The sequence below is a fragment of the Sedimentibacter sp. LTW-03 genome, assembly GCF_052059825.1.
Lineage (GTDB): Bacteria > Bacillota > Clostridia > Tissierellales > Sedimentibacteraceae > Sedimentibacter.
Window position 1 is genome coordinate 1232623 of the sequence record NZ_CP197180.1, and the last position, 14548, is coordinate 1247170.

The 14548-nt window shown below is 36.0% G+C and carries 14 protein-coding genes; all 14 read right to left on the minus strand.

What is annotated here, in order from left to right; translation table 11 throughout:
• Positions 1-2: 2 nt before the first annotated feature.
• Entirely contained in the window at positions 3-194 is a 192-nt protein-coding gene (locus ACS3UD_RS06215; protein ID WP_213924605.1) for a hypothetical protein, read from the minus strand.
• Positions 195-355: 161 nt separating this feature from the next.
• Positions 356-1744: an asparagine--tRNA ligase gene (gene asnS, locus ACS3UD_RS06220; protein ID WP_308137303.1), complete on the minus strand. Its 1389-nt coding sequence runs from the start codon at positions 1742-1744 to the stop codon at positions 356-358.
• Between the two features lie 16 nt (positions 1745-1760).
• A complete protein-coding gene (locus tag ACS3UD_RS06225) occupies positions 1761-2396 on the minus strand; it encodes a thiamine diphosphokinase (protein ID WP_308137302.1) in 636 nt (211 codons plus the stop codon).
• Positions 2397-3053 carry a ribulose-phosphate 3-epimerase gene (gene rpe / locus ACS3UD_RS06230; RefSeq protein WP_308137301.1) on the minus strand — a complete coding sequence of 219 codons (657 nt, stop codon included), beginning with the start codon at positions 3051-3053 and terminating at the stop codon, positions 2397-2399.
• Between the two features lie 12 nt (positions 3054-3065).
• Positions 3066-3944, minus strand: a complete 879-nt coding sequence (gene rsgA, locus ACS3UD_RS06235; protein ID WP_308137300.1) for a ribosome small subunit-dependent GTPase A — start codon at positions 3942-3944, stop codon at positions 3066-3068.
• A 12-nt stretch (positions 3945-3956) separates the two neighbouring features.
• Positions 3957-6008, minus strand: a complete 2052-nt coding sequence (pknB, locus tag ACS3UD_RS06240; RefSeq protein WP_308137299.1) for a Stk1 family PASTA domain-containing Ser/Thr kinase — start codon at positions 6006-6008, stop codon at positions 3957-3959.
• Positions 5998-6750, minus strand: a complete 753-nt coding sequence (locus ACS3UD_RS06245; protein WP_308137298.1) for a Stp1/IreP family PP2C-type Ser/Thr phosphatase — start codon at positions 6748-6750, stop codon at positions 5998-6000. Before ACS3UD_RS06245 ends, pknB begins: the two co-directional genes overlap by 11 nt.
• An 8-nt stretch (positions 6751-6758) precedes the next feature.
• Entirely contained in the window at positions 6759-7787 is a 1029-nt protein-coding gene (gene rlmN, locus ACS3UD_RS06250) for a 23S rRNA (adenine(2503)-C(2))-methyltransferase RlmN (RefSeq protein ID WP_308137297.1), read from the minus strand.
• A gap of 121 nt (positions 7788-7908) precedes the next feature.
• Positions 7909-9243, minus strand: a complete 1335-nt coding sequence (gene rsmB / locus ACS3UD_RS06255) for a 16S rRNA (cytosine(967)-C(5))-methyltransferase RsmB (RefSeq protein ID WP_308137296.1) — start codon at positions 9241-9243, stop codon at positions 7909-7911.
• A gap of 323 nt (positions 9244-9566) precedes the next feature.
• Entirely contained in the window at positions 9567-9836 is a 270-nt protein-coding gene (locus tag ACS3UD_RS06260) for a hypothetical protein (protein ID WP_308137295.1), read from the minus strand.
• Between the two features lie 76 nt (positions 9837-9912).
• Positions 9913-10560, minus strand: coding sequence for an MBL fold metallo-hydrolase (locus ACS3UD_RS06265; RefSeq protein ID WP_308137294.1), 648 nt, complete (start codon positions 10558-10560; stop codon positions 9913-9915).
• A gap of 148 nt (positions 10561-10708) precedes the next feature.
• Positions 10709-11113 (minus strand): GFA family protein, encoded by a 405-nt coding sequence (locus ACS3UD_RS06270; RefSeq protein WP_308137293.1) that lies wholly within the window; start codon positions 11111-11113, stop codon positions 10709-10711.
• Positions 11114-11285: 172 nt separating this feature from the next.
• On the minus strand, positions 11286-13730 hold the full coding sequence (gene ligD, locus ACS3UD_RS06275) for a DNA ligase D (protein ID WP_308137292.1): 2445 nt from the start codon (positions 13728-13730) through the stop codon (positions 11286-11288).
• 3 nt (positions 13731-13733) lie between these two features.
• Positions 13734-14507 (minus strand): non-homologous end joining protein Ku, encoded by a 774-nt coding sequence (gene ku, locus ACS3UD_RS06280; protein WP_308137291.1) that lies wholly within the window; start codon positions 14505-14507, stop codon positions 13734-13736.
• Between the last annotated feature and the right edge of the window lie 41 nt (positions 14508-14548).

Consider the following 14548-nt stretch of genomic DNA (forward strand, 5'->3'; position numbering starts at 1 on the left):
TATCAAAATAATCTAAAAAGGGTACATCCAAGTACAACCAGAAGGCTTCCGAGAATAAAAAGCCACATTTTCAGAGGTAATATCTGAACAATGATAATTGCACCTATAACAGCTAACATGATGCCTGCAATTTCGGTAAATTTTATTTTAGGGCCACACGGGCTGCATTTTTTTCTATGTTTAAAATAATTCATAATAACCCCCTTAGCATTTAATAATAGATACAAATATGTCTGAGCAATTTCCGTCATTCGCTGTTTAAGGACTTCTCAATCTTTATACATACTATTCAAAGAGAACAAAAAAGATACATTGAAATTTTAATTCAATGTATCTTTGATATTTTTATACACAACTAGAATTCTGCATTTTTCGGTGTTCTTGGGAACGGAATGACGTCTCTTATGTTTCCTATACCTGTAAGGTACATTATAAGTCTCTCAAATCCCAGTCCATATCCGGCATGCTTAACTCCTCCATACTTTCTTAGTTCAAGGTACCACCACATTTCTTCTTTGTCAACTCCCATTTCATCCATACGCTTTACAAGCATTTCAAGCCTTTCTTCCCTCTGGCTTCCGCCTATAAGCTCACCTATGCCCGGAACAAGAAGGTCCATAGCGGCAACAGTTTTGTTGTCATTATTCATACGCATGTAGAATGCCTTGATATCTTTTGGATAATTTATTACAAAAACAGGCTTGCCAAATATTTTTTCAGACAGATATCTCTCATGTTCTGTTTGAATATCCGTACCCCAATCTACTGGGTAATCAAAATTTTTATTGTTTTTCTTAAGTATTTCAATGGCATCTGTATAGTCAATTCTTCCAAATTCTGAATTTATAACATTGTTTAATTTATCTGTCAGGCCTTTTTCAACAAATGAATTGAAGAATTCAATTTCTTCTTTTGCATTTTCCATTACATAGCTTACCACATATTTAACCATATCTTCAGCCAGCTGCATATTATCATTTATATCGGCAAATGCAATTTCCGGCTCAATCATCCAAAACTCTGCAGCATGTCTTGATGTATTTGAATTTTCAGCTCTGAAAGTCGGCCCAAATGTATATACATTTTTAAATGCAAGTGCAAAGATTTCAGCTTCCAGCTGACCACTTACAGTAAGGTTTGCAGATTTCCCAAAAAAGTCCTTTGAATAATCTGTCTTTCCGTCAACCTTTTCTATATTATCCAAGTCAAGTGCCGTAACTCTGAACATTTCGCCTGCACCTTCTGCATCGCTGGCAGTTATTATCGGTGGATGTGCATAAACAAATCCCCTGTCATTAAAAAATTTATGTATTGCATATGCTGCAACTGATCTTACTCTGAACACAGCTGAGAACATATTTGTTCTTGGTCTTAAATGAGCTATTGTTCTGAGATATTCAAGTGAATGTCTTTTTTTCTGAAGAGGATAGCTTAGATCTGATTCAGCTTCCATCGTCACCTCTTCTGCTTTTACTTCAAATGGCTGCTTTGCTTCTGGAGTAAGCAGTAATTTTCCCTTGACCCTTATGGCACTTCCCGTGGAATATTTTTTTACTTCATCAAAATTTTCAAGATTATTTTCAAATACTATCTGAACATTTTTCATAAATGTTCCGTCATTTAGTTCTATAAATCCAAAATTTTTTGAATCTCTGATTGTTCTTATCCAACCTTCGACAACCACTTCGCTGCCACCGTATTTTTCCGGAGATTTAAATAAATCTCTTAAATCTATTGCTTTCATGAATCCTCCTAATATGTTAATCTTTTGAAACAAAGACTAATGCAGTACCCTTATTCAGTATAATCCTGCCCTCGTCTTTTATTATCTCGTTGCTTACTAAAAAAGCTGTGCCTCTTTCCACAATGACATTATCCAGCGGATATTTAAACCCCCGTAGTGTCAAGCCCTCGATTCTTTCAGTTACAGGAACTAATGACACATAACAATCCTTTTCATACTTAATTTTAATGTCGGCACTGCCTGTAATAATTTTTATATGATTATTATTATCAATAATTTCTATATCAACACCTCGGTTGTGATATCTTTCAAGAAGTTGTATGTTAGCCAGAGTGTGATCCAGTCTTGTTCCCGTTACCCCGGCCATAACAACATGATTGAACCCTTTTTTTACTGCATTTTCAATAGAAAGTTCCATATCGGTGTAGTCTTTTTCAGATGGAAATGTAACTGTTTCTATTTTCATCTGCCTGTACTTTTCTAAAACAGCTGCATCGACAGAGTCGAAATCTCCTAAAATAATATCAGGAACAATACCTAACTTTTCCGCTTTTTCAAGTCCTCCGTCAGCACATATTACAAAATTTATATCGAATTTTTCCAAACGATTTTTTTCAACATCATTGCCATTACCTATGATTAAAACAGACATTTATTTCTCCATAATTTTTTTGAACTTTTTTGTTTCCGCCACAACATCCTCAGCCTTGTAAATCGCTGAACCCGCAACTATTACATTTGCTCCCCAGCTCAACACTTCCTCAAGATTATCAGACGTTACACCCCCGTCAATTTCAACATCAATGTTCAAATTAAATTCTTTAATTATCTGATTTAATTCTTCAAATTTGTATTTTACATTTTTAATCAAACTTTGGCCGCCGAATCCGGGATTCACACTCATGATCAAAACCATGTCCACATCTCTTATAATATCCCTGATAAATGAAACAGGTGTCGCCGGATTAATCGAAACACCGGCCTTAAGCCCCAATGACTTTATTTTCTGTATCGTTCTGTGAAGATGACGGCAAGCTTCCTGGTGCACTGTAATTATATCTGCGCCGGCTTTATAAAATGCTTCTATATAGTCATCAGCATTTTCTATCATAAGATGCACATCAAACGTAAGCTCTGTTACCTTTCTCAGAGATTTGACCACATCAGGTCCAATTGTAATGTTGGGCACATAATGTCCGTCCATTACATCAATATGTATATAATCTGCTCCGCCTCTCTCAACAAGCTTTATATCTTCCCCAAGCTTAGAAAAATCGGCAGAAAGAATAGAAGGTGATAATTTGTTCATTTTTTTCCTCCGCTAGTATGGCTTTATACTTTGTATTTCATCTAAAAGCCTAATATAATTGCTGTATCTTGTCTTACTTATCAAACCGTTATTTAAAGCATCCTTTACTACACAGTTTGGCTCCTTGTTATGCAGGCAATCTGCAAATCTGCAGCCCGTATCAAATTTTTTAATTTCAGGATAATATTCTTTCAAATCATATTCGCCTACTCCATTCAGGTTAAATGAGCTGAATCCGGGAGTATCTATAACGTATCCGCCTATGTCAAGTTTATAAATCTCGGCATGCCTTGTGGTGTGTCTCCCTCTTTTTAGCTTATCGCTTATCTCACCTGTTCTCAATTCAAAGTCAGGCTGAACAGCATTCATTATCGAAGATTTGCCAACACCTGACGGTCCGGAAAACACCGTCAGCTTATTACGCAAAATAGTCTTTAGTTTTTCAATTGAATTGTCATCATACTTGCTTGTGAAAATCACACTGTAGCCTGTGTTTACAAAAATATTTTCAAACTGACTTTTAATATTTTCATCAGTTAGGTCGGATTTATTAAAACATATTATCGGTTTCAAATTATTTATCTCCGCCGAAATTAAAAGCTTATCAAGAAGCAGAAAGCTCGGCTCAGGATTTGTAACAGAAAAAAATATAATCATTTGGTCTGCATTTGCAACAGGAGGCCTTATCATTTCATTTGTTCTTTCCTTTATCTCCTCGATATAGCCTTGGCTCTCATCCTCTTCAGTAAGCCTGATTAAGACTCTGTCACCTACAAGAGGCTTTATATTCTTCAGTCTGAATAAGCCCCTTGCCCTGCATTCAACTATATTATCTTCAGTATCTACGTAGTAGTTTCCTCCCACGCCCCGCATAATGATTCCTTCAATCATATAAGCTCCTAATTAAAATTTTATTTCAACTCTGTCATAAAGTTCGTTATCAATATATATTTCATACACTTCCGTTCCGCTTCCTTCAACATTAATAATTATGCTTTGTTGGGAAGTTTCAACTTCTTGAGAATAAACTATTTCTCTTCCTCCGTCAGTAACCTTTTGAACAACAACTGATACATTGTCTTTATCCTTCGGCAAAGCAATGGTGAGTGGATACGAACCAGAAGACGGTTCTTCGCTAGGTTGTTCAGTGCCATCTCCCTCGCTTGGCTCTTCAGAAGGGGTTTCTTCAGCAGGCTCACCTGAGCTAACAGTCATCCAGATGGACGTTCCTTCAGCTACCTCCTGTCCGGCAGCAACACTCTGCCTAATAACAAGTCCTTTTTCCACATCAGCGCTGGGCTCCTCAGTTGCTTCACCCACTGTCAATCCGTATTGTTTGATAACAAGCTTAGCAGTTTCAAGTTGCAGCCCTTCTATTTTTGGCATATTAACATATCTGATTTTTGGTCCTATGCTGACAACATAGTCAACTGCATCATTTTCATTTGCAGAAGTATTAGCTGCAGGATCCTGGTCTATTATCTGACCAGCAGGCACCGAATCAGAATTTTGTTCAGAAACATCACCTTCTTCAAGCCCTTCCTCTTTCAGAATTATGCCTGCCTCTATGGAGTATTTCCCTATTAAATCAGGAACTATTATTTCTTTCTGCCCCTTGCTTATTAACACCTCAACAGGGTACTCTTCCTTCAGCTTAATTCCTTCGTCAACACTTTGCTCTATTACTTTACCTTCTTCAAACTCATTATTGAATTCTCTTCCCTTAACCTCAAAGCTTAATCCAAGGTCTTCAATTATCTTTCTTGCTTCTTCTTCATCTCTGCCAATTAAGTAAGGAACCTCAACTTCTGGAACATATAAGAAAGCCTTAAATGCCAGTACACCGCCGATAACTGCAACAAGCAAAGCGCTGAGCACGGCAATGATTGTTATATTTCTGTTCTTTTTTCTTTCTTCATCACTTAATTTCTTCTTGCTAGTATTAGTACCCTCATTTATTTTTTCCTTGTCAGTATTTTCACCAAAAAATGTTTTAAATGCATTATCGGAATTATCATCAATTATATCAATGTCAATAGTATTCTGTTCATCATTTACATCTACATCATTAATAGGAGGAAGTACGATGGTAGGGGAATCAATTAATTCTTCTTCCTTTTTTTCGGAACTGCTAAAACCATTCATGGAATCCAGTTTTTTAATCAGTTCTTCAACACTTTGAAATCTGAAGCTCTGGTGCTTTTCAAGACATTTCATTATAATTTCTTCAAAACCGGCTGATATCTTTAGATTTTTTATCTTTTTTGAGGGAGGGACAGGTTTTTCTTGAATCTGTTTCATGGCAACAGAAATGTGATTATCCGCGTCAAAAGGAACAACACCAGTTATCATCTCGTACATAACGATTCCCAATGAATATATGTCTGATTTTTCATCAACGTACCCGCCTCTTGCCTGTTCCGGAGAAAAATAATGAACCGATCCTATTACATTTGAGGTGTTGTTGATAGTTGAGCTTGTAGCTGCCCTTGCAATTCCAAAATCAGTTACCTTAGCAATGCCGTCTTCGGTTATAAGTATGTTATGCGGCTTAATATCCCGGTGCACTATATTGTTGGTATGGGCATGCTTTAGAGCTTCTGCAACCTGTCTGGAAATATTAATTGTCTCTTGCTCGCTCAGTCTTCCTTTTCTGTTTATATATTTTTTAAGAGTTTCACCCTTCACATATTCCATTACAATGTAATAAATATCTCCTTCAATTCCCGTATCATATATATTTACAATGTTAGGATGCGCCAGGCTCGCCGCAGATAATGATTCCTGCTTGAATTTCGAAACAAAATCGGGGTCGGATGTCAATTCGTCTCTCAATATTTTAATTGCTACGTAACGATTCAAAACCCTGCATTTTGCCTTGTAAACCAGAGACATGCCGCCTCCGCCGATTTTTTCTATTATTTCATATCTATTTCCTAATACTTTACCTATCATATCCTTCACCTCTAGTGATATTATCAACAATAATGACGGTAATATTATCAGTTCCTCCATTATCATTGGCAAATTTTATTAATCTTTGTACACTCTCTGAACACCCGAATTCTTTAATAGTGCTTAAGATTTTGTCATCTGTCAAATGTGTTGTCAAGCCGTCGGTGCACAGCAAAATTATGTCATCACTAAAGAGCTCTATTTCAAATATATCTGCATGTACATATTCTTCGCTCCCTACAGCCCTTGTAATAACATTTCTTTTAGGATGATGTTTTGCTTCGTCAAATGATATCTTTCCATCCTTAAACAGCTCATGAACATACGTATGATCCTCAGTAACTTGAATAATTTCATTATTTCTAATTAAATATGCTCTGCTGTCGCCCACATTTCCTACGTAAGCAATATTTAATGACAGGTCTACAATCACCATGGTAATAGTTGTACCCATCCCGGAACATTCTTCCTTTGATTGGGATTCCTGCCTTATTTTTTCATTAGCCTTATCAATACTTTGAATAATAAATGAGGGAGCTTTAAAATCTTCCCTTTTGTTGTTTTTCTTAAATATTTCCCTTATAGTATCAATAGCAATGGAACTTGCAACTTCACCAGCTTTATGTCCACCCATTCCGTCAGCAACAGCATAAAGGTTAAACCTGTCAGATTCTTCAACTATTAAATTGTCTTCATTATTTTCGCGCATTAAACCTTTATTTGTTTCGCAGTATACCCTCATAAGGCACCTCACATTTTTAGATAATTATTTCTAAGTTGGCCGCAAGCAGCATTAATGTCACTTCCAAGCTCTCTCCTTACAGTTGCGTTAATACCTCTGTCGGACAGAATTTTTTTGAATCTTTCTATATCCTCATTTTTAGACGGCATAATATCTGCTTCCTTAACATAATTGCAGGGAATTAAGTTCACATTTGCTAGCCTTCCCTTTAACATTCCTGAAAGAAGTTCTGCATCCTCCGTCCCGTCATTGAATCCTCTTATCATAATATATTCGAACGTAAGCCTTCTCCCTGTTTTCTCCACGTAATAATCACAGGCTTTCATCAGCTGGGATAAATTATATTTTTTTGCAATAGGAAGTATTTTTTCCCTTTTTTCCTGTGTTGGAGCATGAAGAGAAATAGCAAGAGTTACCGGTATTCCTTCATCTGCAAGGTTATAAATTTTAGGAACTATACCACATGTAGAAAGAGTAATTTTTCGCATGGAAATATTTTGTCCTCTTTCATCGTTAATAATCCTCATAAATTTAAGAACATTATCATAATTGTCAAGAGGTTCACCTGAACCCATTATAACAACATTTGTAATTTTTTCATTTGTATCTTTTTGAATTAAATATATTTGCTTCAGCATTTCAGCTGTTGTCAGACTTCTTACAAAACCATTTTTTGTTGATGCACAAAAAAGACAGCCCATCTTACATCCCACCTCAGATGAAATGCATGCTGTATTACCAAATTTATATTTTAAAAATACACTTTCCGCAACATTGCCGTCCTCAAACTTAATAACATATTTTTTAGTTTCATCAAGCTTTGATTCAAGCTTTAACTCTATTGCTGCCCCTGTAAATTCTAATATACTTCTTAATTTTTCTCTTGTTTTTTTTGACACATTCAGCAGGCCTTCAAAATCATCCGTCAATTTATTATGTATCCAGTCAAAAATTTGTTTTGCTTTAAATTTCGGCTCGCCTAATTCAACAAGAGCACTTTCCAGCTCATCAAAGCTCATATTATCAATTTTTTTCATAATTTACCTTCTGAATTTATTTAGTAATGAACAATTAAGATTGTTCCAAGATCCTGTTTTTTAAACAATATAATTCTTTATTTTAAAACGGTATAAATCTAAATTATCACGAAAAATTATATCATACTCTTTCTATTTTCGCAATAAAAAAGCCGTCCATACTGTGTATATGCGGATATATTTCTATATATCCATTCTTGGCAGTAGTAAAATATTCATCAATACTGCCGGAAATATCCACCAACTTAAACTCTTTGTTATTATTTAAGAATTTGTTTACCAATTCTATATTTTCTTTTATTTCTGTAGTACATGTTGAGTAAACCATACACCCGTTAGTTTTCAAATATTTTGAGGCATTTTCCAGTATTTTATACTGAATTTTGCTAATATTTTTGACATCCTCTTTTATGTTCTTATATTTAATTTCAGGCTTTCGTCTTATTATCCCCAGGCCGGAGCACGGCACATCTGCTATTACAAAGTCAGCCATGCCGATTAATGAGCTATCCAGCTTCATGGCATCAAACTCCTGGGTTTCAATTATACTGATACCAAGCCTTTCAGTTTCCCTGTCTATAAGAGGTAACTTACCTCCGTATATATCTCTGCTTAATATCTTCCCTTTGTTGTTCATCATTTCTGCAACGTTTAATGATTTCCCTCCCGGGGCAGAACACAAGTCTACAACAAAGCTGTTTTCATCAGGATTTAAAATTTGCCCTGCTAGCATAGAACTTTCGCTTTGTACAGAAAACAATCCGCACCTGTATTCCTCTGTTTTATCCATCTCAAAAGGATTTTCAACAACTATACCCTTGTTAGCATACCTGCATTTGTGTGCTTTAATTCCCTTTTTTTCAAATATTTCAATAAGCTTATCTCTTGAAATCTTTAACGTATTAACCCTTATTTCCAAAGGTGCTTCAGCATTGTTAGCAACTAATACCTTCTCAAGATTATCCTTACCAAACTGTAATTTCCACCTTTTCACTAGCTCCATAGGATATGAATATTTGACGCTTAAATATTCATCCTGAGAAAGCTCTTCCATTTTACAAATAAGCTTCTCCCTGCTTCGCAATATATTCCTTAAGACTGCATTTACAAATTTTGAAGCTCTTATGTTTCCCTTATCCTTTATGTATTGTACACTTTCATTTACCACTGCATTTTCATGAGATTTGTCCATAAAAAATATTTGATAAACAGCAATTCTTAGAACTGTCAATACATCCAGCTCCATCTTCTTAGTCCTTACAGTTGAAACCTCATTGATTATCCAGTCAATAAATATTAGATTTTCAACAACCCCAAGAACCGTTCTTCTGTACAGCGACAAATATCTGACGTCTATATTTTTCACATCATTGTTAATTACTATGTTTGAATAGGATTTATTCTTAAATATTTTCTTTAAAGTCTCAACGACCTGTGATCTATAGTTGTTATCCATAATTTCCTCTTTGATTATTTTACACGCGCTTATTTTATATTATACAGCAAAATATTTTTTATTATATCATTATTGTAAATAAATACAAAGTAATTTTGCAATTAAATTAATATTTCTATTTTATTAATTTTTTAATAAGAAAAATTTAAGCTTAGTAATTTCTATAATGCAAGAATTTACTAAGCTACGTAGCTATAATTATTTTATTTTGCGTAATTTCTGTCTATGACTTAACTACCTTAGCAGTTGTATCTGTTGCGCTGAAATATAATAAGTTTAATCTTTTATTCATTATATGCCTCTCATGCATTATTTAGACAGAATCATTCTAAATCCTGAATATTCATTTTATCTATTTCCGATAATTTATTTTTCTTTTCCTTTTCTAAATACTTCACAACAAAATATATTACAAACATAATAATTCCGGTTAGTGCAACAATAGGCATTATGACAGAAAAGCATAATACAACAACCGGCAATATTACAGCTAATTTACTTTGAGCTTTTGCCAGGCGGTACTCCACATAAAACAAAGTGAATGGAATAATTAATAAAACAATTAGCGCAAACAGCATTTTAGTAATTTCCATTGCTAATCCTCCCTCTTTACTTTCTTATATCCTGAAATTAAAATTTTAAAGCATCTGCCTCCTACATTTTTATTAATTAATCAAGCTTTGACATAATTTTTTTCGTAACACTGCTGCCAAGAATAACGTTATGACCCGAAATACAAACATCAAAATCAATGGAATCATATTTCTTCAGCGTTTTTATATATATTTCCCTTTCACAATCCAAATTAGGAACTATATCATCAACCGTATCTCCTATATTGTCTCCGGCATTTAAAACCCTGTCTTCTTCATCAATAACGCTTATTGAATCTATAGTATGCCCGGGAGTATATATAATTCTGACTTTATCCTCCGGAAAATTCAATTCATTTTCAAATGTAATGTTGGGCAATAGCTTCTTCACCTCGCCTCTCACTAAGTCCTTGTATCTTTGCATTGTTTTTTCCCAGCTTGAATCTATCATTTCCCTGCACAGGCTGTGAGATATTATAACCGAATCCGGGAAACTGTTGTTGCCCCATACGTGGTCCCAGTGATAATGTGTGTTTATTACAATAACCGGCTTATTATCTCCTCTAATATGCTCTAATATTGGTTTAACACTTAATGACCCAAGACCGGTATCAATAACGTAGTTATTTTTACTGCCCTTTATCAAATGTAAGTTCAGATCCCAACCATCCGGAACGCTGTATGTAAATACAAAATTTCTGTTTTTAACCTTTTCAACTTTCATAATTTCTCCATAATTATATTGTAATTTGTTATTTAGGCCTGTTTCATCTATCTATATTGCGTCTTCCACTTAATACATCTAAGCATTTATATATACACTTTATCTAAATAAAACCCAACTTTGCCGTTCTTCATTTCTTTATTTTCTTTTATAAATTTGGCAGTTCTTCATACTTTGGGACTTTCTCTAAGTCATTATCCCAGCTTGCTTTGTTCGCGCAGTAAATGTGGCCTTGCGGTTTCATTTGTATGACACTGTCAATAGACCCTGCAGGAACAACTAGTAATTTTCCATCAAACTGAATATTCGGAAGTGCTGACCCACAATTAGGGCAAAAGCTTTTTATATGCCCTTCCGACTTATAGTTAAAAGTCTTAGCCTTATTTTGCCCTGACAGCCATCTTAACTTGGCTGTAGTAGAAAACAAATTAGACGCATGAGCTGAGCCTGTATCCTTACGGCATCGTTCACAATGACAAAGAAAAAAATTTTCAAAGTCACCTTCTATTTCAAAAGTAATTTCACCGCAAAGACATGATCCCTTATATATCATAATCAAATCTCCTTTCAAATAATCTAATACCAAAATAGGTATTTTTTGCTATTTTTAATATTATACCAAGTGTTCATTAAATCGTAAAGTATTACAGCAAATACATTTTTCTATCAAAAAAGAACGTGAAAGTTTTACTCTCATGTTCTTAAGATGTTTGCACATTGAACTATTATTTAAGCCTCTGGTTATTCTGAAAAAAATCCTTCCACGGATCATTTCCTTGAATTCTTAAAAGCACGTCAGACATATTTATGCCATCGGGATCGACCGTGTCAAGTTCATCCCATGAAATTGGCATGGATACCTTGGCTCCACTTCTGGCCCTCAGTGAATACGGAGCAACACTCGTTGCGCCTCTTCCGTTTCTAATCCAATCAATAAATATTTTGCCCTTGCGCTTAGCTTTTCTCACATTGCTTGTGTAGCGGTCCGGCCACTTTTGCTCCATGACCTCAGCAACCTTCTTTGAAAAATCATAAAAAACTTCCCATGTAACAGATGGTTTTAGAGGAACAACCACATGGTACCCCTTACCTCCGCTGGTCTTGAGATATGAATTCAAAGACAGTTCGGCAAGAATGCTTTTAACATCTCTCACACCCTGACGCACTTTGCTCAACTCCATTCCCTCATCCGGATCCAGGTCAAATACCATTATATCCGGCTTTTCAAGCTCGTCAACACAGCTTCCCCATGTATGAAATTCCAATGTGCCCATCTGTGCCTCGTATATAAGACCTTGTATATTCTCAATACAAAAATAATTTTCCTCTTCTCCGCTGTCGTTTGAAACCGGCACTGTAATTATTCCTTTGCTGTTCTGCTCCGGATGCTTTTTATAAAAGCAGGACTTTGAAACTCCTTTAGGACAGCGCACTACACTGAGCACCCGTCGGCTTACATACGGCAGCATGTACTTTGATACATTTAAATAGTATCTAACTACATCCTCCTTTGTAATATCTGGTTCTTCAAATATAACCTTGTTGAGGTTGGTAATTTTTATCCCTTCAACAACAATGCTGTTTGAATTTACTTCCATAAATTTCTCCGTATCTGCTTCATCAAGAAGATTAAACTGTATTTCCTCATCCGTTTTCTCCATTTTTATGCTCTTAGGTTCTTTGTCAGTCCTAATACCTTTAAAGCTTGCCTGCCTTAAAATATTGTCTTTTGTCCACTCGGCAAACTTTATTTCAGCTGCAAGCTCAGGCTCAAGCCATGTTACCTTTTCATTCGCCCTGGCTTTAGGAGCATTTATAAAAGGCGAATCACTCCTTTTCAACCCTTCAAATTTTTCCTCGAGCATTATCATATCAGATTCACTTATTCCTGAACCGGCACGACCGGTGTATAGTAATTTATCTCCTTTGTAAATGCCAAGAAGAAGTGAACTTACTCCGCTTATCCTTTTATCAGAGAGAGAGTACCCTCCTATCACAAATTCCTGTCTTTTGTCGCATTTTAATTTAATCCAGTCACCATTTCTTGTGCCGCTGTATACCGAATCGATTTTCTTTCCGATTACCCCTTCCATACCTGTTTCGCAGGCAACATTAAAGCTTTCAACTCCGCTTCCTGTCACATAACGGCTATAGTACAGATTTTGTGGAGCATCCTTCATTAAGTCTTCAAGTATTTTTTTTCTTTCGATTAAGTGCCGCTCTCGAAGATCTTCCCCATCCAATGCCAAAATGTCAAATACAATATATATCAAATTTTGAAATTTTGGATTTTTCATATAGTTTTGAAGAGCATTAAAATCAGTTCTGCCCGATTCGTCAGTAACAGTCATTTCGCCGTCAAGCACCATGGATCTTCCGTCAGACCAATTAATAATAGAATGTGCCACATTTTGAAATCTCTTTGCATAATCATTACCATTTCTGGTTATTAAGCGCACACCATTTCCTTCTACAAAAGCAACTATCCTAAAACCGTCATATTTCAATTCATATAGCCAGTTCTCGCCTTCAGGTACATTACCAACTAGCTTAGCAAGCTGGACCTGAACAGAGTCAAATGGATTTTTTGTAATTTTTTCATCTTCTCCGCTCTCAATCTCCTCCATTGTGCGACCCGTTCTCACGCTGGTTATATACTTCGATATGCCTTCACCTGTATTAGCATAAGGGTCCTTTTCTTTCAATAAAAGCCAATTATCTTTATCCTCGCCGGATTTAGCTTTCCAGCGAACCAAGGCCCACCTTCCTTTAAGTCTCCTGCCTTTCAGAATAAATTTCAAATCACCTTTAAGCAAACCTTCAGCTGCATCTCCGTAAGGTTCCCAAAACCCTTCATCCCAAAGCATAACCACACCGCCGCCGTATTCACCCTTTGGAATGTTTCCCTCAAAATTTCTGTATTCAAGCGGGTGGTCCTCTACATGTACAGCTAACCTTTTGTCACGAGTATCATAGGACGGTCCCTTTGGAACCGCCCAGCTTAGGAGAACCCCTTCCCATTCAAGGCGCAAATCGTAGTGATCTCTTCGCGCCATATGATGTTGGACAACAAATCTCAGCCCTTCTCCTGAATCTTCAGTTTTTCCCTCCGGCTCAATAGTCCTTTCAAAATTCCTTTTTTGATTGTAATTTCCTAATTTTTCAGACATAAATTACGCGGATTCCTTATTTTTTTTAGCATTTTCAACACTAGCCTTTAGAGCATCCATAAGATCTATAACCTTGCCTGTATTTTCTGCCTCAGCGGCAACAACCTCTTTTCCTGAAATTTTCGTCTCAATAAGCCCCCGAAGCCTTGCCTGGTATTCATCCTTATATTTAGCAGGATCAAATGGCGTATCCATGGAATTAATGAGTATTTTCGCCATATTCAACTCCTGCTCAGATACTTCAAGCTTAGTATAAGGCTTTTGAAGCTCTTTAATATCGTCAGCATAAAACATAGTGGAAATAAGTATGCCATCCTCCCGAGGAATAATCGCCATAAGCGTGTCCTTCGTGCCCATTACTGTCTTACCAATAGCTATCTTCTGTTCATCCATAAGTGCAGTGCGCAGCAGTTCAAAGGCTTTCTCCCCTCCAGTTTCCGGCGCAGCCTGGTAGGTTCTGTCATAATACACCGGAGAAATTTGGTTTAATTGAGCAAAGTGCAGAATCTGGATGGATTTTTCTTTTTCTGTTTTTATTTTTTCAATTTCTTCATCTGTTATGACAACGTACTTGTCCTTGTCATATTCAAATCCCTTTACAATGTCTTTTGCAGTAATCTCCTTACCGCAGTGTGCACAAGTTTTCTTGTAGCGAACGCGGCTGTTATCTTCCTTATGAAGCTGGTTAAAATGTATGTCATTGTCACGGGTGGTTGTGTACATTGCAATAGGAATGGCCACCATCCCGAAAGTTATTACCGATTTACGTGATACCATAGTTGTCACCTCCACCATTATTGTTTCCCAACTTAATTATA